20 protein-coding genes are annotated in these 18,442 nt (G+C 37.9%); 17 read left to right on the top strand and 3 right to left on the bottom strand.

From position 1 onward, the window contains the following. Positions 1-306 precede the first annotated feature (306 nt). The 8 genes from ACQKN3_RS17555 to ACQKN3_RS17590 all read left to right on the top strand — a co-directional run bounded on the left by ACQKN3_RS17555 (position 307) and on the right by ACQKN3_RS17590 (position 7,484). Positions 307-729 (top strand): organic hydroperoxide resistance protein, encoded by a 423-nt coding sequence (locus ACQKN3_RS17555; RefSeq protein WP_251690968.1) that lies wholly within the window; start codon positions 307-309, stop codon positions 727-729. Between the two features lie 383 nt (positions 730-1,112). Next, positions 1,113-2,321 (top strand): glycosyltransferase, encoded by a 1,209-nt coding sequence (locus tag ACQKN3_RS17560; RefSeq protein ID WP_251690966.1) that lies wholly within the window; start codon positions 1,113-1,115, stop codon positions 2,319-2,321. Beyond that, complete coding sequence (locus tag ACQKN3_RS17565) at positions 2,287-3,030, top strand: HAD-IIB family hydrolase (RefSeq protein WP_427713666.1); 744 nt, start codon at positions 2,287-2,289, stop codon at positions 3,028-3,030. The genes ACQKN3_RS17560 and ACQKN3_RS17565 overlap by 35 nt, the downstream gene beginning before the upstream one ends. Before the next feature lie 163 nt (positions 3,031-3,193). After that, complete coding sequence (locus ACQKN3_RS17570; RefSeq protein ID WP_251690962.1) at positions 3,194-3,535, top strand: CotD family spore coat protein; 342 nt, start codon at positions 3,194-3,196, stop codon at positions 3,533-3,535. 173 nt (positions 3,536-3,708) lie between these two features. Further along, complete coding sequence (locus tag ACQKN3_RS17575) at positions 3,709-4,791, top strand: type III polyketide synthase (protein WP_427713773.1); 1,083 nt, start codon at positions 3,709-3,711, stop codon at positions 4,789-4,791. A gap of 1 nt (position 4,792) precedes the next feature. Then, complete coding sequence (locus ACQKN3_RS17580) at positions 4,793-5,335, top strand: isoprenylcysteine carboxyl methyltransferase family protein (RefSeq protein WP_427713776.1); 543 nt, start codon at positions 4,793-4,795, stop codon at positions 5,333-5,335. A gap of 200 nt (positions 5,336-5,535) precedes the next feature. After that, positions 5,536-6,675 carry a zinc-dependent alcohol dehydrogenase gene (locus ACQKN3_RS17585; protein WP_427713670.1) on the top strand — a complete coding sequence of 380 codons (1,140 nt, stop codon included), beginning with the start codon at positions 5,536-5,538 and terminating at the stop codon, positions 6,673-6,675. Between the two features lie 167 nt (positions 6,676-6,842). Beyond that, positions 6,843-7,484 carry a peptidylprolyl isomerase gene (locus tag ACQKN3_RS17590; RefSeq protein WP_427713672.1) on the top strand — a complete coding sequence of 214 codons (642 nt, stop codon included), beginning with the start codon at positions 6,843-6,845 and terminating at the stop codon, positions 7,482-7,484. 25 nt (positions 7,485-7,509) lie between these two features. Here ACQKN3_RS17590 and ACQKN3_RS17595 read toward each other — a convergent pair whose 3' ends face one another. Then, entirely contained in the window at positions 7,510-8,262 is a 753-nt protein-coding gene (locus tag ACQKN3_RS17595) for a DUF2268 domain-containing protein (protein ID WP_251690953.1), read from the bottom strand. Positions 8,263-8,362: 100 nt separating this feature from the next. On the opposite strand from ACQKN3_RS17595, the gene ACQKN3_RS17600 reads away from it, so the two are divergent. Continuing rightward, the gene (locus tag ACQKN3_RS17600) at positions 8,363-8,608 is read left to right on the top strand and encodes a hypothetical protein (protein WP_014822384.1); all 246 of its coding nucleotides are present in this window, start codon (positions 8,363-8,365) and stop codon (positions 8,606-8,608) included. Positions 8,609-8,661: 53 nt separating this feature from the next. On the opposite strand, the gene ACQKN3_RS17605 is transcribed toward ACQKN3_RS17600, so the two are convergent. Continuing rightward, positions 8,662-9,507 (bottom strand): DegV family protein, encoded by an 846-nt coding sequence (locus tag ACQKN3_RS17605; RefSeq protein WP_065217689.1) that lies wholly within the window; start codon positions 9,505-9,507, stop codon positions 8,662-8,664. A gap of 523 nt (positions 9,508-10,030) precedes the next feature. Between ACQKN3_RS17605 and mqo the strand changes: the two genes are divergently transcribed. The 8 genes from mqo to ACQKN3_RS17645 all read left to right on the top strand — a co-directional run bounded on the left by mqo (position 10,031) and on the right by ACQKN3_RS17645 (position 17,584). Beyond that, positions 10,031-11,515, top strand: a complete 1,485-nt coding sequence (gene mqo, locus ACQKN3_RS17610; RefSeq protein ID WP_427713676.1) for a malate dehydrogenase (quinone) — start codon at positions 10,031-10,033, stop codon at positions 11,513-11,515. Between the two features lie 101 nt (positions 11,516-11,616). Further along, positions 11,617-12,096, top strand: a complete 480-nt coding sequence (locus tag ACQKN3_RS17615; RefSeq protein ID WP_427713678.1) for a methylated-DNA--[protein]-cysteine S-methyltransferase — start codon at positions 11,617-11,619, stop codon at positions 12,094-12,096. A gap of 42 nt (positions 12,097-12,138) precedes the next feature. Then, positions 12,139-12,744: a methyltransferase domain-containing protein gene (locus ACQKN3_RS17620; protein ID WP_427713681.1), complete on the top strand. Its 606-nt coding sequence runs from the start codon at positions 12,139-12,141 to the stop codon at positions 12,742-12,744. Between the two features lie 242 nt (positions 12,745-12,986). Then, positions 12,987-14,201 (top strand): ABC transporter substrate-binding protein, encoded by a 1,215-nt coding sequence (locus ACQKN3_RS17625; RefSeq protein ID WP_251690942.1) that lies wholly within the window; start codon positions 12,987-12,989, stop codon positions 14,199-14,201. Positions 14,202-14,278: 77 nt separating this feature from the next. Then, positions 14,279-15,154 (top strand): branched-chain amino acid ABC transporter permease, encoded by an 876-nt coding sequence (locus tag ACQKN3_RS17630; RefSeq protein WP_251690940.1) that lies wholly within the window; start codon positions 14,279-14,281, stop codon positions 15,152-15,154. 9 nt (positions 15,155-15,163) lie between these two features. After that, entirely contained in the window at positions 15,164-16,102 is a 939-nt protein-coding gene (locus tag ACQKN3_RS17635) for a branched-chain amino acid ABC transporter permease (protein WP_014822390.1), read from the top strand. Beyond that, positions 16,099-16,875, top strand: coding sequence for an ABC transporter ATP-binding protein (locus ACQKN3_RS17640; RefSeq protein WP_251690938.1), 777 nt, complete (start codon positions 16,099-16,101; stop codon positions 16,873-16,875). Before ACQKN3_RS17635 ends, ACQKN3_RS17640 begins: the two co-directional genes overlap by 4 nt. Position 16,876: 1 nt before the next feature. After that, the gene (locus ACQKN3_RS17645; RefSeq protein WP_251690936.1) at positions 16,877-17,584 is read left to right on the top strand and encodes an ABC transporter ATP-binding protein; all 708 of its coding nucleotides are present in this window, start codon (positions 16,877-16,879) and stop codon (positions 17,582-17,584) included. 150 nt (positions 17,585-17,734) lie between these two features. Here the strand turns inward: ACQKN3_RS17645 and ACQKN3_RS17650 are convergent, their stop codons facing one another. After that, on the bottom strand, positions 17,735-18,388 hold the full coding sequence (locus tag ACQKN3_RS17650; protein ID WP_427713778.1) for a DUF6904 family protein: 654 nt from the start codon (positions 18,386-18,388) through the stop codon (positions 17,735-17,737). Between the last annotated feature and the right edge of the window lie 54 nt (positions 18,389-18,442).

Below are 18,442 nucleotides of genomic sequence, written 5' to 3' on the forward strand. Positions count from 1 at the left end.
ATTTCAAAACATAAGCAATTGCTCAATTACCTACACTTGCATTGATTTCACTACAGCTGTTGTTACGAAAAAAACAATATATAAAAATAGTAAATAGAAGGGCTTAATGACACAACTTCCGCCTGTCAGCCACAGCCTCCAATCAGCTCTTCCCAGCAAATAGATCGACCGGTAAAAACTTTTAAATGAATAATTTATTGCTTTCTAATAATGAATTTAACAATTAATTAACATAAAACACTTTTGAAAAAAGGGAAAAACGGGTAAAGGTATGTTGTATCTAAAATTGAAAGGTGTGGAAGTGGAATGTCTGAAAAATTATTTACTGCTATTGCAACTGCTTCAGGAGGACGTGAAGGGAAAGTACAGTCGGATGATGGGGTAATAAAATTTGAAACAGCAATGCCAGGTACACCGCGAGCGAAAAAAATTGAAAATGCAACCAATCCGGAACAATTATTTGCTTCAGGGTATGCTGCTTGTTTTGATAGTGCCCTTCAATTAACTGCAAGTAAGGCCCGTGTTAAATTTACATCTGAAGTTACAGCTAACGTCAGCTTATTAAAAGATGAACAAGATCAAGGATTTAAACTTGGTGTTGTGCTTCAGGTGAAAGGGACAGATATAGAGCGCGAACAATTAGAAGAGCTGGTGCATAAAGCGCATGAAGTATGTCCTTATTCAAAAGCAACAAGAGGCAATATTGAGGTCACGCTTGAAGTTATTTAAATAAGCCTTTACTGATATATGACTGCTGCAAAATAGGCAATTTAAACTAATTTTAATTTTTTACTATGATAGTAAAGTTTCATATTTAATATTTTTTAGAATATTTTGTTTAATTGTTATTATATGGGGTACGTATTAATCGAGCCTATTTTATAAAAATATTTAAATCAATACCCTTAATCTCTCTTCTATTATTTGCTAGGTAGTGTGAGGGTGTTTGAATCAATCGAGAATAAAGAACAGCTTAAGAAGTTATAAATTCTACCTAGCTAATGAAGAGTAATTTATTAAAAGTTACCATCATTTCAATAAAAATCAGCAAGACAGCAGTAAAGTTTTACAGCTATGATTTGCTGCTTAAGAACGAAAGGATGAGATTTCATTTGAGAAAGATATTATTTATTTCTGATCATGGCGACCCTTTAATTCCGCTTGGAAGTAAACAAGCAGGTGGACAAAACAACTATGTAAAACATTTAGCCCTGCAGCTTGACGGTCTTGGTTACAGTGTTGATATTGTTACACATTGGAGTGACGAGCAAAAGCCAGCTGTTGAACAGTTGGGTGAGCGTAGTAAAGTTTACCGCTTTGCAGGTGGTCAAAAAGGCTTTGTTGATAAGCGGCAGATGTTTACTTTACTTCCTCGTTTATATGAAGAAATGACAGAAGGACTGGATATTAGCAGTTATGATGTTGTTCATACCCATTACTGGTTGTCAGGAGTACTTGCATATAATCTGCAGAAAGAATATTCATTTTACTGGTGCCACACAAATCACTCCCTTGCAATTGCAAAAGAGCAAGGTACAGGGTTTATAGAAAGTAAGCGTAAGCACTTTGAGAAACTGATTATGGAACAAGCGGATGTAGTTATTGCTACTACTCCAAATGAAAAGAAGCAGATTGAAGTTTTTACAAAGAAAAAAAGCGCGGTATCCGTTGTGCCGGTAGGAGTTTCACCAGTGTATCTGGCATCTACCGAAGAAGAGAAACAAATTTCATTTCCGTACTATTTTTATGCCGGCCGTTTAGAAACGTCAAAAGGGATTTTTGATCTTTTAAAAGGATTCAGACAGATGCTGGAAATGCATGAAGTCCCTGATAACGTGAAGCTGCTTATTGCAGGTGGATGTCCGGAATCAGTTGATGTAAAGAACTATTGCCCTATAAGCGAACCGCTAAAGGAAGCAATCAAAGGAATGGAAGATCGAGTGTTATTCCTTGGCCCCAAAAAAGAAAAACAGTTAAAGAGTCTTTATTCAGGTGCATTAGCAACTATTATGCCTTCACATTATGAATCGTTTGGTATGGTAGCTGCAGAAGCACAGGCTTGTGGTTGTCCTGTAATTGCGACACATGTAGGTGGACTAAAAGATGTCGTTAAATCCGGAGTGACAGGTCTTCATGTACCTAAAGCTAATGTGCAAGAACTAAGCGATAGCATGGCGTATTTCTTAAAGAGCTCGCCTAAATTATTAAAAATGCGTCGTGATGCAAAACAATATGCGTTAAAAGAATTTAACTGGTCTCTTATTTCCCGCAAAGTAAAGGAGCTGTATGAACGAAAAAATGCTTACATTTCCTTACCTTAAACCTCGTGTTTTAGCAACTGATTTAGATAATACGATTGTTAGTGAAAAGGTTCCGCATACTGAATTGTGGGAAACGCTGGCACTTGAAAACACATCTCTTATATATATTACAGGAAGATATAGACAGTCCGCGATTGATTTAATCGAACGTGAACAACTGCCAAAACCGGACATTTTAATATGTGATGTTGGAGCTTCGATTTACCTTGGACCCTCATATGAGCTTGATCAGGAATGGGCAGGCAACATTAAGCAGGAAGACTTTGAACAGGTAAAAACGTTAGCAAAATCCATCGACATTGCCAGACAGCCAATAGATACACCATGGCGATTGGCCTATTTTGCAAGTAAAACGCAAGTTCAAATACTTAAGCAAGCAATCAAGCAACATAATTTAGCAGTTGATCTTATTTTCAGCAGTGAAAGAGATGTAGATATTTTGCCTGCAAATATTAATAAAGGTGCTGCTCTGAAATATGTACTTAACAAATGCCAGTATGATGGGGAGGTTGTTGTAGCCGGAGATTCCGAAAATGATCTCAGTCTTTTCAATCTCGGTTATCCTGCGATTGCAGTTGGAAATGCATGTGACGCAATATTGGCATTATCGGAAAATGAGCATATCCATTATGCAAAAGGACATGCATCAGCCGGTGTAAAAGAAATATGGGAAAAACTTTACACGCCACTATCACAAAAGATTCAATAGGTTTTTACTAGACAATTACTTTCCCGACGTTACCTCACTATTTTTATAGATAACTGCATAATTTTTAAAATTTGTTTCTTAACAATAGGCAAGTAAATAGGTTATTCCGAATTCCTTTCATAAGTTAGTAGAGATACATCAAGATGAAGGAAGGAGGATAAAATTGGCTAATAGAAACTGGTTTAATTCATTTAATGATGAAAGAGGTCAATCGTTTTTCAATAATGCACAGCAATTGCCAACGCAAACAGGACCAACTCAATATGCATCACCGCAAATTTCACCAACGAGACAATATGTTCAAAGAAACGTATCAAACACGGTGGTACCACATGTACATCCATCACATTTAACAACGGTCAACCAACATTATATTAACAACCAACACTATTTCCCTCATACACAATCTGTTGTGAATGAGTGTTTCGAAACTAATACGATGTGTGGAACACCGTTTAGACCGCATGGCGGCGGATGTGGTTGTTCAAAACGAAGAGGCTGGTAAGTCATTTTTCAATCGTTATGGCTAATGTTAATAAAAATGATAGTAGCACCGTCCAGTTAATGGATAGTGCTATTATTCATGGGCAAAAACACAAAATTTCCAGCTATTTCAGTATATTTTTTGGGCTTTATCAATACATTGAAAGAAAATAACTCATATAAGGAGAAATTACTATTCCAAAAATCGCTTCAGTAAGTACTCATACACCGCCTTTCACATTAGCTCAGACGAACATTGAGCAATTGACGAAAGAGCTTTTCCAACATAAAATTCCAAAGTTAGAACGGTTATTAAAAGTTTTTGAGAATGGTGAAATAAAGACACGTAATTTATGTGTTTCACCGGACTGGTATCGCGAAGACCATACATTTGAAGAACGCAATGAACTCTATATAAAACTGGCTACCGAATATAGTGTTGAAGTTATAAAAAAGTGTTTAACAAACCGATCCTTTTTACAACAAGATCTATCTACCGAAGACATAGATGCCATTATATTTATTAGTAGTACAGGCATTTCTACGCCAAGTATTGATGCTCGTGTTATGAATATTCTTCCCTTTTCCAATGAAATAGTTAGAATCCCAATATGGGGGCTAGGCTGTGCAGGGGGAGCGGCAGGTATTAGTAGGGCGTATGACTATTGCAAAGCACATCCTAACGCAAAGGTGCTTGTCGTGTGTGTTGAGCTATGCAGTCTTACATTCCAGAAAGATGATTATTCTAAAAGTAATCTTGTAGGCACTTCATTATTTGCTGATGGAGCTGCTTGTGCCCTTGTATGCGGCGATGAAGTTGAGCTAGAGCAAAATGTACCGGTACCATATATTAAGGGGCGTGGCTCAAAGTGGATGCCGGATTCTGAAGATGTTATGGGCTGGGATGTAAAGAATAGTGGTTTGCACGTTGTATTTTCAAAGAGCATTCCAGTCATTATTTCAAAGTGGCTTGGACCGTTTATTTATGAATTTTTAAATAAGCATGATGTATCTCCTGAGCAAATTGAGAATTTTGTAGCACATCCTGGTGGAAAAAAAGTGTTACAAGCTTATGAGGAAACATTGAATTTAACAACGGAACATACAGATGTTTCACGTGAAATATTGCAAAAAAATGGAAATATGTCTTCTCCGACAGTTCTGTATGTTTTGGAACAATTTATGTTAAATGAAAATAGAGCGGATACTTTAGGGCTATTGGTTGCGTTAGGGCCTGGTTTTAGCGGAGAAGTAGTATTATTGGAATGGAGGGAGTAAGCTGGTTTTTTATATTGTACTAGCTTTTGTAATTATTCAAAGATTAGTAGAGCTGGTTGTAGCAAAGAGAAATGAAAAATTAATGCTTGCTAAAGGAGCATATGAAGTAGGTGCTTCTCATTATCCATTCATGATATTACTGCATACGAGCTTTTTTGTAAGCCTTCTTATTGAGGTAGTATTTTTCAGTGAACAATTTACACCGCATTATATTTGGCTCGTTTTATTTTTATTGTTGCAGATGTTAAGGGTTTGGTGTCTAGTTTCATTAGGATCTTTCTGGAATACGAAAATTATTATTTTACCGGGAGCAAATGTAGTAGCGAAGGGGCCGTATTCTTTTATCCGTCACCCAAACTATTTAGTTGTATGTTTAGAAATTGCTGTACTGCCTCTTATGTTTCAGGCATACTTTACAGCTATTTGTTTCACCATTTTAAATTTCATTATCCTGTCTATTCGCATTCCGATGGAGGAAAAAGCGCTAAAAGAAGGGACAGACTATACAGCTTATTTGCAACGAAATAATGTTAAACAGCCGTAATATAAAGGGCACTAATCCAATTTGAACTGCTCCCCAATTGTTAGACACACCTAACAATTGGGGAGCAGTTTTTTTCTGTCCGTCGATTGGCTAAGCAATAGTTGGTTTTATGTATATTTTTTGTGCTGGGGGGTATATAACCTACAGAATTACTTTACCGAAGTTTAATTCTAATACTTTATCCAACAGGAGGGGTCTTTTTGAAAGCAGTAACGTATCAAGGTGCCAAAAAAGTAGAAGTAAAAGAAGTTCCGGATGCAAAAATTGAAAAGCCAGATGACATTATTGTACGTATAACCTCAACGGCAATTTGTGGGTCAGATCTCCATATTTACCGCGGGGCAATGCCAGCAAGGGAGGATTTTGTAATTGGACATGAACCAATGGGAATCGTGGAAGAAGTCGGACCTGACGTAACGAAAGTTAAAAAAGGGGATCGTGTTGTAATTCCTTTTAATGTCGCTTGTGGCGAATGCTTTTATTGTCAAAATCAGTTGGAAAGCCAATGCGATAATGCCAACGAAAATCCGGCGATTGATTCGGGTGCATACTTTGGATTTACTGAGCGCTACGGTGACTTCCCGGGCGGACAAGCGGAATATTTACGTGTACCGTACGGGAACTTCATACCATTTAAAGTACCAGACAACTGTGAACTAGAAGATGAGGCATTACTGTTTATATCTGATGTATTGCCGACTGCCTATTGGAGTGTAGAAAATGCGGGGGTTAAAAAAGGCGATACGGTCATTGTGCTAGGTTCAGGACCAATCGGCTTAATGGTACAGAAATTTGCATGGATGAAAGGTGCGAAGCGTGTAATGGTAGTAGACCCTTTAAGCTATCGTTTAGAGCATGCGAAACGCACAAACAATGTAGAAATATTTAATTTCGATGATTTTGATGATGTAGGTAATCATCTACATGAAATTACCCATGGCGGAGCGGATGTAGTTATTGACTGTGTGGGTATGGACGGGAAAATGTCTCTTGTAGAAAAGGCACAGCAAAAGCTGAAACTTCAGGGGGGGACACTGAGCGCAATTGATGTTGGTATAAAATCGGTTCGAAAGTTTGGTACCATCCAGCTGACAGGGGTGTACGGTTCATTATACAATATGTTCCCGCTAGGCAATATTTTTGAGCGTAATGTAACCGTGAAAATGGGTCAGGCACCAGCGATTCATTACAGTCAAATGCTTTATGATATGGTTGCTGAAGGGAAGATTGATCCAACTGAAATCATTACCCATAAAGTACCGCTATCTGAGGCAAGTGAAGCTTATAAGAAATTCCATGATCATGAAGATCAGAGTATTAAATTTATTTTAAAACCATAGTATTTCCTTTCCTGTGGAATTTGAATAATAACGTTCTCTACAACACCTAAAACATTGCAGTTGCAATGGATTAGGTGTTTTTTATTGAAAACACTGCTTCCAATTGATGCTCTTATTTATACTTCCGTAGTATGATGGAATTATGTTGGAAAAGGAGATGAATTTGAGTGAAGAAGTTTTATCAAATAGTTTTATTTACAGTGCTAATCGTCATTTTAGCTGCATGTGGTAAGGAAACGGCGGAAAACGAAGAACAGGAAACCACTGTAAATTATGCTGAAAAAGTTACAGAAAATCCAATTGTTACAATCACAATGGAAAATGATGTAAAGATCGTTATTGAGTTAGAGCCAAAAACAGCTCCTAATACAGTGGCCAATTTTATCTCCCTTGTAGAAGATGGGTTTTATGATGGACTAATTTTCCATCGTGTCATTCCCGGTTTCATGATACAAGGTGGAGACCCGGATGGTACAGGTATGGGTGGACCTGATTATGCAATTAAAGGAGAATTTACCTCAAACGGATTTGAAAATACGTTAACACACGAGCGAGGTGTAATCTCGATGGCTCGTTCCCAAGATCCGGACTCGGCAGGCTCACAATTCTTTATAATGACGGAGCAAGCCACGCATTTGGATGGTGACTATGCAGCATTCGGCAAGGTAACTGAAGGAATGGAAACAGTTGATGAGATTGTTGCTGCTGAACGCGCGAAAAATGATAAACCGCTGGAAGATCAAAAGATAAAAACAGTTGAAGTTGACACGAAAGGCTTTGATTATCCGGAGCCAGTCGTTCAAAAATAATATGTAAGGGAGTAACCGTAAATAATTATTCGGTTACTCCCTTTTTCCATCCTGCACCTTCTAATAAATAAAGTGAAGGCATAGAGAGCAGTTGTTTTACATCATAAGGACCTTTCTTTTGTAAAAAGGCTTCAACTAATCGATACCCGGTACAATACCCAATCCAAGGGGGTAAATTTAATGCCGAGTCCCCGAATAAAAAGGCTTGATGTTCATGCAAACCTGACACATGCAATGCTTGGGTGAAATGAGTATCCCAATAACTTAATACTTCCTCCATGGAATACCGTTTCGTCCATGAACTTAATGCATACTCTCCATATAAGCTTTCCACCGCATGCTCGGCCAGTCCCTCCATAAGCAATGAGTCAAGTAATGTAGGGGGTTCTATTAAAAACCTGCGCCTGCAAATATGATGATATTCATGGGTAAACAGTGCATGAAGTTCTTTTATTGTGACGCGAGGGGATACATACAAACAAATGCCATAAGGGTAGGCAACACCATTTTTTACAAATCCGTTTTTTATTGGCAAAATGGCAACAGGTATATCCGGACCGTTCCATAAAAGTATTAATTCCTCTAAAAGTCTTTTTGATATTTGCCAAACATCCAATGTTAAGCGGAGTTCCTCATGTTGAAGCAGCCCCTGCTGTAAAAGTTCAAATTGTACGGCCTCAGGTGGAAATCGAGGGAAAATGGATTGGATGATTGGATAGGCTGCCAGCTCACGATGCTCCGTTTTTTCAAACAATAATTTTGTATCCAGAATGGGCATAATTTTCTCCTTTTTCTTAGTGTATGAATTAGACGAAGCGCTCGTATGTGCGAATTGCTTGAACATATAGTAGAAAAAAGTAAGGAAAGGAGTGAAATAGATGCATCCAAAAGAGGCGTATGATTTATGCTGCAAATATCAAGGGAAGCGGGTAAGGATTACAGATAATCAAGGTAATCTGCATGTAGGTAGAATTACACAAGTCGATAATCGCCAAGTATGGATTATGCCCGATAGAAATGGTTATGGTATTGGATTTTGGGGCTTTGGCGGGGCTGGATTTGGTTATGGCATTGCTTTAGGAGCGATTACCGGTATTGCACTTGCAGGGCTTTTTTTCATTTAAGTAAAAAAAGCTGTCTAGAAAGTAATTTTCTAGGCAGCTTTTACAATGTATACTTATTGTCCCGTAAAGAAAATAGCAATTGTGCCTCGACCGACATGTGCACCGATCACCGCACCAATTGTTGTGGTTTCAATTGCCTTCGGGTGTAATGAATCTGCAATTGCGGCTTTTATTTCTAGCATTAATTCCTCATCATTACTGTGGGAAATACCGACAACTTTATTCGAAAAGTCTCCTCCACGTTCTTTCATAAGGGCAATCATACGTTGGGTAGCCTTTTTAAATCCACGTGTTTTTTCTATTGGTACAAGCTTACCATCATCCATATTTAAGATAGGCTTAATATTAAGTAATCCACCCATAAAAGCACTCGCTTTTGAAACACGGCCGCCTTTTGCTAAGTGGTTTAAATCGCCAACTGTAAATAGATGTTCCATTGAATTAGCCATTGTTGTTAGTTTTTCAACGGCTTCATTAAACTCAATGCCAAATTTATTTAAACGTACGGCTTCTTTCACAACTAAGCCTTGCCCGAAAGAAGCACATTTCGTATCAATAATTTCTAATTTCAAGTTTGGATAACTTTCCAATACTTGATTTTTTGCTAAAATTGCTGTTTGGCATGTACCAGACAGTTCAGATGAAAAGGCAATATAAACTCCTTCTTCACCGGATTTTGCTAGTTCCTCAAAAGCGTTAATAAATACTTCTAATGAAACTTGTGATGTTTTAAGTTGCTCACCTTCAGCAATTGCCGCGTATACTTGGTCAGTTGTGATGCCAATAATGTCATCATACTCAACACCCTTCACTAATACGCGTAACGGAAAAAGATGTACTTCTTCATTATCAAAAAATGATTTCGGTAAGTCAGAACCACTATCCGTATAAATTTTCATAAACATCCCCCTTATCTCACTCAGATTTGATTTTAGTTTTAATTTAAATTATGAACTATTTACATTTGTCATGTATTTCTTATGATAACTGTACTTATAATATAGTTTATGCAAAGAGCGATGCCTACTATTCTTACAAAATATTGCCGATATTTCAAGTTGATATTAATAGAAATTCCATTTAATGAAAAGTATAGGCTTCTCATTGTAGCATAACTTAAAATAGACGAAATAGTTAGAAAAAAGTTGTTAGAAAATAAAGAAAACATAAATAAATGATTTTAAGCTTCTGCAAAATATGCTCATAAATGTTTTACCTTTGCTCGCTAAGGACAACCTTTTCACTTGCTGGCGAAGTCGCGGTTTGTATATATTTTAATCTTTTCACAATTGTGTTACACTACAATAAGGTAATAAATGATATAGAATCAATGGAATCGTCTCCTATATAGGGTTGTCGATAATAGAATAGAGCGCTTACATTATTCTAAAAATCTTAATATATATGTAAGGGAAGGTAAAAATGAGTAACAAGCATATCAAATCAGACGTTATCTTAATTGGTGCCGGAATTATGAGTGCTACTTTAGGTACAATGCTTAAAGAATTAGCACCGGATTGGAAAATCAAAGTATTTGAGAACTTAGCTAAAGCTGGTGAAGAAAGCTCTCACGAATTAAACAATGCCGGAACTGGGCATGCCGCTTTATGTGAGCTTAACTACACAAGCGAGAAAAAAGACGGAACAATCGATATTACTAAAGCGATTAACGTTAACACACAATTCCAAGATTCACTACAGTTTTGGACACACTTAGTTAACACAAAGCAAATCGAGAAACCGGAAGAATTCATTATGCCACTGCCACATATGAGTATGGTACAAGGTGCTAGCAATGTCGAGTATCTTAAAAAGCGTCATGCAGCAATGACAGCGAACCCATTATTCGAAGGTATGGAATTCTCAGATGATCCTGAAACACTTAAACAATGGATTCCTTTAATTATGAATGAACGTACTTCAAGTGAACCAATTGCTGCAACAAAAATCGATTCTGGTACGGATGTTAACTTTGGGGCGTTAACTCGTACGTTAATCTCGAACTTACAAAAGCAAGATGTGGATGTAAACTACAACCATAATGTTTTAGATGTTAAACGTTTAAAAGATGGTTCTTGGGAAGTAAAAGTTCATAACAAAGAAAACAGTAAAGTTGAATATCACACTGCGAAGTTTGTATTCCTTGGAGCTGGTGGTGGTAGCCTTGAGTTACTACAAAAATCTGGTATCCCTGAATCAAAACATATCGGTGGATTCCCAATATCTGGTTTATTCTTAGTTTGTAACAATGAAGAAGTAGTGAACCAACACCATGCGAAAGTATATGGTAAAGCAGCGGTTGGTGCGCCACCGATGTCAGTACCACACTTAGATACTCGTTATATTGACGGTAAAAAGTCATTATTATTCGGACCATTTGCAGGCTTCTCTCCGAAGTTCTTAAAAACAGGTTCAAATATGGATTTATTTGCATCAATCAAACCACATAACTTATTGACACTACTTGCTTGTGGTGTGAAAGAAATGTCGTTGAGCAAGTATTTAGTTTCTCAATTAGTTCTTTCAAAAGAAGCACGTATGGATGAATTACGTCAATTCATTCCAACAGCTAAGTCAGATGACTGGGAAATCAGTGTTGCAGGTCAACGTGTTCAAGTTATTAAGGACACAGACGCTGGTAAAGGTACACTACAATTCGGTACTGAAGTTGTAACTGCACATGACGGTTCTATTGCAGCATTATTAGGTGCATCTCCAGGTGCTTCTACAGCTGTATCTGTTATGTTAAAAGTAATCAACCAATGCTTCCCAGAAGAAATGAAAGCTTGGGAGCCTAAGATTAAGGAAATGATTCCATCTTACGGTGAAAACTTAGTTGAAAATACAGAACTTCTTAAAGAAGTACATGAAACAACAACGAAAGCTTTAGGTTTAAACAAAGCATAATTGTTAATAGGAAGAACCTTTAATCATTGTCGGATTAAAGGTTCTTTTTTTAATAAAGAAATTACGCTATAGTAAATTTGGAGAAGAGAAGGAGGCATATGATGTATAAATTAGATTATGTTTCACCAATAGGTGTTATTGAAATTGCAGGAAGCGAACATTTTATAGCATCGGTATTATTTGCAGAGCGAGAAGAAATTCTAAACTTCCCAACCAATGATACCCCTCAGCTTTTATTAGACTGCAGAACAGAACTGGAAGAATATTTTAAAGGCCAACGTAAAGATTTTTCGGTACTTTATAAATTACAGGGAACAATGTTTCAAACATCAGTATGGCAAGCATTAACAACCGTTCCTTACGGGAAAACCGCTTCTTATAAAGAAATTGCCCAACAAATTGCAAATGAAAAGGCGGTCCGCGCTGTTGGGATGACAAATAGCAAAAATGTCATAAGTATTATCGTTCCATGCCACCGGGTTATTGGTCAAAATGGAAAACTTACAGGGTATGCAGGCGGTTTATGGAGAAAACAGTGGTTACTTGAACATGAGCTTAAATACAGCTTCAATTTAAATTAACGTTATAGTAACATAAAATTTTGAAACTAGTGAGGTGAACGAATGAACGAACAGCAATATGATCATATGCTAAACATCCAAACGACCGGTTATCAATACGGTTTTCCTAAATTAGCAAAGTACCATCGCTATGAACCAACACCATACAGCGGACTGGAACAATTATTCGAATGCTACGAACTGCCAGCTAATCCACGTTTTCTAGATATCGGCTGCGGGAAAGGGCGAGTGCCCATTTATATATATCATCGCTTCCATATTCCCGTTATAGGTATTGAAATGGATCAGAAGTTTTTTACGGAAGCCGCGCATAATGCAGAGCAGTATTTAAAAAAAGTAAAGAAGAAACAAGCACCGATTCAATTTTTGAATATCATTGCCGAAACATATGAAATTACAAAGCACGATAATGTCTTTTTCTTCTTCAACCCCTTCTCAATACATGTGTTTCGTGAGTTTATAAAGCATGTTATGGACTCCATCATGTCATATCCGCGCATGGTAGATATTATTTTATATTATCCATCCCCTGACTATATGGATTATTTACAACAAGAGCAGTCACTTCATTGCTATTTAGATATAAAATTACGACATGAAAAAAATGAAAATGAACGTATCGTCGTTTTTCGGATTCCGGAAAAATAAACGGCGTTTTTTTATTATCAGAAAATAGTAGACTGTAAATTTAAAATACATAAAATTAACAGAATAATCGTACTAGACTAATAATTGGTATTCGATTACAATACAGAAGTTGGAATAATTGTTTATATTATTCTCGTAGATTTATTCTGAATATTAAAAATTTAGATTGTGCGAATGTAGGGTATTGGTTATAATTATCAGAAATATCAAACATTTGTAGTATGACTAAGGGGGAAATGATGATGACAAATCACAAAAAGACAAAAAAGTATGGTTCATTATTCATGGCAACAGCTTTATTAACAGGGGTGTTAGCTGGATGCGGTGATGATACCTCTAGTTCTTCAGGATCAGGTGGTGGCGGCAGTAATGCAGCTGGCGACACAATTAAAATCGGAGCCAACTTAGAATTATCAGGTGCTGTAGCTTCATACGGATCATCGATTAATGATGGAGCAAAATTGGCGATTGAAGAAATTAATGCAGCAGGCGGTATAGATGGAAAAAAACTGGAGTACATTCCAGTCGACAATAAATCAGAAACAGCGGAAGCAACTTCTGCTGCCATGAAATTAGCAGAACAGGAAAAAGTAGTGGCAATGTTAGCGCCGGCTACTTCAGGGAACTCCGTTGCAACAGTACAAATCGCAAGTCAGCATAAAGTTCCGATGGTGACAGGGTCAGGTACTGCACCAAATGTAACAGTAAACGATGACGGAACAGTAAATGAATATGCATTCCGTACTTGTTTCATCGACCCATTCCAAGGGACGGTAGCAGCAAACTTTGCGACAAATGAACTACAAGCTAAAAATGTGGCAATTTTCGCGGATAATGCTTCAGATTACGCGAAAGGTTTAGCCGCATCATTTAAGGAAACTATTTCTGCAAATGGTGGTTCGGTAGTCGCAGAAGAGGCGTATGTTGCAAAGGACGTAGACTTTAAATCTCAATTAACTAATATTAAAGGGAAAAATCCTGATTTCATTTTCATCCCTGGCTACTATGAAGAAGTAGGGATTATCGTAAAACAAGCACGTGAATTAGGAATTACCGTTCCGTTAATGGGTGCTGATGGTTGGGACTCGCCAACACTAATTGAATTAGCGGGTGCTGATGCGTTAAATAATACATTTATTACTAACCACTACTCATCTGAAGATCCGGATTCAAAAATTCAGGACTTCGTTACAGCATTTAATGATGAGTACAGCAAATCACCGAATGCTTTCCATGCACTAGGTTATGATTCGATTTACTTTATCGTTGATGCGATTAAGCGTGTAGATGGTGACATTACAGGCGAAGCAATTCAAAAGCAGCTTGCAGCAACGAAAGATTTAAGCTTAGTAACAGGTACTTTCACAGTTGACGAAAACCACAACCCAGTAAAATCAGCAACAGTTCTAGAATTCGTAGACGGCAAACAACAGTTCAACTCTAAAGTTAATCCTTAATTTTTTACGAGTAAGGGGGGCGGAACTAGCCTCCCTTTTTTTTTCATACATTAATAGAGAAAAAAGGAGTGAACTGTATGGAATGGATCCAACAATTAGTGAATGGTATATCGCTAGGTAGTATTTATGCACTAATCGCACTAGGCTATACGATGGTATACGGAATTATTAAGCTCATCAACTTTGCCCACGGTGACGTTTTCATGCTTGGTGCTTTTATCGGCTTTTATGCCATTGCACGTTGGGAAATGAATGTCTTTTTAGCCCTTATTATCGCGATGATATTATGTGCTGTCATTGGAGTAATAATCGAGCGTGTCGCTTATAAACGACTGCGTAATGCAACTCGGATCGCAGCCCTTATTACGGCAATTGGTGTCTCACTGTTAATCGAGTATACGGTAATTTTCTTTAGAGGTCCTTCTCCAGAGGCGTATCCGAATGTATTTACAACGAAGAATATTGAAATTTTCGGTGCACAGATCAGTACACTGGCGATATTCATCTTATCTGTTTCGATTTTCTTAATGATCTTATTACAATTCATTGTTCATAAAACAAAAATCGGTAAGGCGATGCGCGCCGTATCCCATGATGCAGATGCAGCTCGCTTAATGGGCATTAACGTAGATAATACAATTTCAGCCACATTCGCAATTGGTTCTGCACTGGCAGGAGCTGCGGGCGTAATTTTTGGTATTTACTATACACGTATCGATCCGCTAATGGGGATTATGCCTGGTATTAAAGCATTCATTGCCGCTGTTTTAGGTGGTATTGGTATTATTCCGGGAGCAATGGTAGGCGGTCTTGTACTAGGGGTTGTTGAAACAGTTGTTTCGGCACTCGGATATTCATTATGGCGAGATGCAGCCGCATTTGTCATCCTGATTTTAATTCTAATATTACGTCCAGCGGGTATTTTCGGTAAAAATACGCGCGAGAAAGTGTAGGTGAACAGCATGAAAAAATCGAAAATCTTTTGGGGTTATGCCGTCCTAGCACTTGTGATTTATGCAGTTGTTCAATTATTGATTTCCAACGGTGTTATCCAGTTCTACTATCAAAACATGTTCATCGCAATGTGTATTAATGTTATTTTGGCGGTAAGTTTACATGTCATTATCGGGGTTACAGGTCAGTTCTCAATAGGGCATGCAGGTTTCCTGGCTGTCGGAGCTTACATATCGGCTATTTGTACAATGAAATTTGGCATGCCATTTATCACAGCCATTTTAATTGGCGCTATTGTCGCAGCACTTGCCGGATTGCTTGTAGGAATTCCTTCACTTCGTTTAAAAGGCGACTACTTGGCGATTGCTACGCTAGGGTTTGCTGAAATTATTCGAATTGTATTTGTGAATACGGACTATGTAGGTGGTGCAGCAGGCTTGCAAGTTGCCCATCAGTCAACATGGACATATGCATTTTTTGCGACATTTATTACAATTCTCGTCATCTCGAACTTTACGAATTCACGTCATGGTCGTGCGTGTATTTCCATACGTGAAGATGAAATTGCGGCTGACGCAATGGGCATTAACACAACCTATTACAAAGTTGTCGCATTTGCAATTGGTTCGTTCTTCGCTGGAGTGGCGGGTGCCATCTATGCCCATAACTATTATATTATTCAGCCGACAGCATTCGGGTTTTTAAAGTCATTTGATATTTTAATATTCGTCGTATTGGGCGGATTAGGCAGTTTATCTGGTTCTGTTATTGCAGCAGTATTACTGACATTCGTCTCTACGTATTTACAGGACTTCCCGGAAACGCGGATGATTATTTACTCACTGATTTTAATATTAGTTATGCTTTATCGACCTACAGGTTTATTAGGTTCAAAAGAAATCACAGCATACTTCAAGTTTGGTAAAAAAGGAGGTACTCGCGTATGAGCAGTGCACTTCTAAAAGTAGAAAAGCTAGGTATTCAGTTTGGGGGTTTAAAGGCTGTTCAAAATGTAGAAATGCATTTGAATCAAGGAGAGTTGATAGGTTTAATCGGCCCGAATGGCGCAGGGAAAACAACCACATTTAATATGCTGACAGGGGTATATACACCAACGGAAGGGACAATTCTATTCAACGGAAAAGCAATTGGCGGCCTGGATCCATATAAGGTGACACGCCAAGGTATTAGCCGGACATTCCAAAATATTCGCCTATTTAAAGAGTTATCTGTACTGGATAATGTAAAGGTCGCTAACCATGGATTGGCAAAACATAATTTAGTTTCAAGCATTTTCCGTTTACCGAGTCACTTTAGTGGCGAAGAGAAAATGGAACAGGAGTCATTAGCATTCTTGAAAATTTTTGGACTTGATGTATACCGGGATGAGCTTGCGAAAAACTTGCCTTACGGAATGCAACGTCGCCTGGAAATTGCCCGGGCATTGGCTGCTGCACCAAAGCTATTATTGCTGGATGAGCCTGCAGCCGGAATGAATGCAAAGGAAACACATGATTTAATGGAGCTTATCGCCTTCATTCGGAAAGAATTTGATTTGACAATTTTATTAATCGAACATGATATGAACTTAGTTATGGGTATTTGCGAACGGATTTACGTGCTTGACCACGGACAATTAATTGCTGATGGGACACCTGAAGAAATACGTTCAAACCCTAAAGTAATTGAAGCGTACTTAGGTGAGGAGGTTACAGAATAATATGCTAATAATCAATGATATCGATGTTTTCTATGGTAATATCCAAGCATTAAAAGGAATCTCCCTCGAAGTAAAAGAAGGTGAAATTGTTACACTGATCGGTGCCAATGGAGCAGGGAAAAGCACATTACTAAAAACAATTTCAGGTTTACTGAAACCAAAGCGCGGTTCAATCGAATATTTAGGTGCGGCAATTGATGGTAAGCCGGCACAATCGATTGTAAAGGCAGGAATCTCCCATGTACCGGAAGGTCGTCGTGTATTCTCAAATATGACAGTGGAAGAAAATCTGGAATTGGGTGCCTATTTACGAAATGACAAAGAGGCTATAAAAAAGGATTTAAATCATGTATTTGAATTATTCCCTCGTCTGTTAGAACGACGCAAGCAGCTTTCAGGTACGTTGTCAGGCGGTGAACAGCAGATGCTTGCGATGGGCCGGGCTCTAATGGCTAAGCCAAAGCTGATTATCATGGATGAGCCATCAATGGGTCTTGCTCCGCTCATGGTAAAAAACATCTTCAACATTATCGAAATGGTCAACAAAGAAGGCGTGACCGTACTGCTTGTAGAGCAAAATGCACATATGGCATTATCCGTTGCCCACCGTGCCTATGTTTTGGAAACAGGCAAAATCGTACTGACAGGTTCAGCAAAAGAACTACAGGAAAGCGATGAAGTAAGAGCCGCTTATTTAGGCGGATTATAAATTAGGATGGGGAAAGAAGCAGTTTCTTCCCTGGGAAAAGTGAAGAGAAACAATAAGAGACGGGTTACAGCAAAAAACCACCATTTTCCTCTCAAAGGGAAATGGTGGTTTTGGTTTTAGATGCGGTATCTTTATAGGCCCCTACAAAGGCTACCAAACGATTGTATCCTCTTCTGGATATTTAAATGTAAGCTCGACTTCATGGAAAGATTGCTTTGAAATACTTGTCACCCCTAAAAGCTGCTGAATGAGTACTTTATACGTCTCATCCTCTGTTAAAAAGCGTAAAGCAAACGATGTAATATGTGTTGCACGTTCCTCTTTAGTTAATGATAAATACTCCAAATTTAAAATATCAACATACTGTGTTGCATACTGATGGAACAAAGGTGATTTTGTATGAAGCCTCGTTAAAAATGCTGCGTAATGCTCCTTTGTCATGAAAGAGGCGATCGCGTCAGCAACAAGTGCTTGGAATTTACGAACCGATGTAACAGCGATGCTCCACTCTGAATTATTAATAGTCTGTTTATAAAGAGAAATGAAATCATTTAATGCCAGTGCTGCAAAAACAAGCTCAGGTAATAAAAAATTTACCCCGTAATAAATATTTCGCTCAGGGATAATGGCATTCATTTTCTTTTTCGTCTCTTTATTCATACCATTTGGCACGAAATCAATATGGTGTTCACCTTTGGAAGCCTGGCGCATTTTCAAACAAAATGATAATAAGCGCTGTCTTACACCCTCATAATGAAAGTAGCGCTTTTCTTCCCCAATCACTTCATAAATTGCATGAATAATATCATCTAAATCTCAATAATCTCCACTTACCGTTAATCCTGTTAAGTTTTCAGT

The sequence above is a fragment of the Solibacillus sp. NPDC093137 genome (assembly GCF_050280445.1).
GTDB classification, from domain to species: Bacteria; Bacillota; Bacilli; order Bacillales_A; family Planococcaceae; genus Solibacillus; species Solibacillus isronensis_B.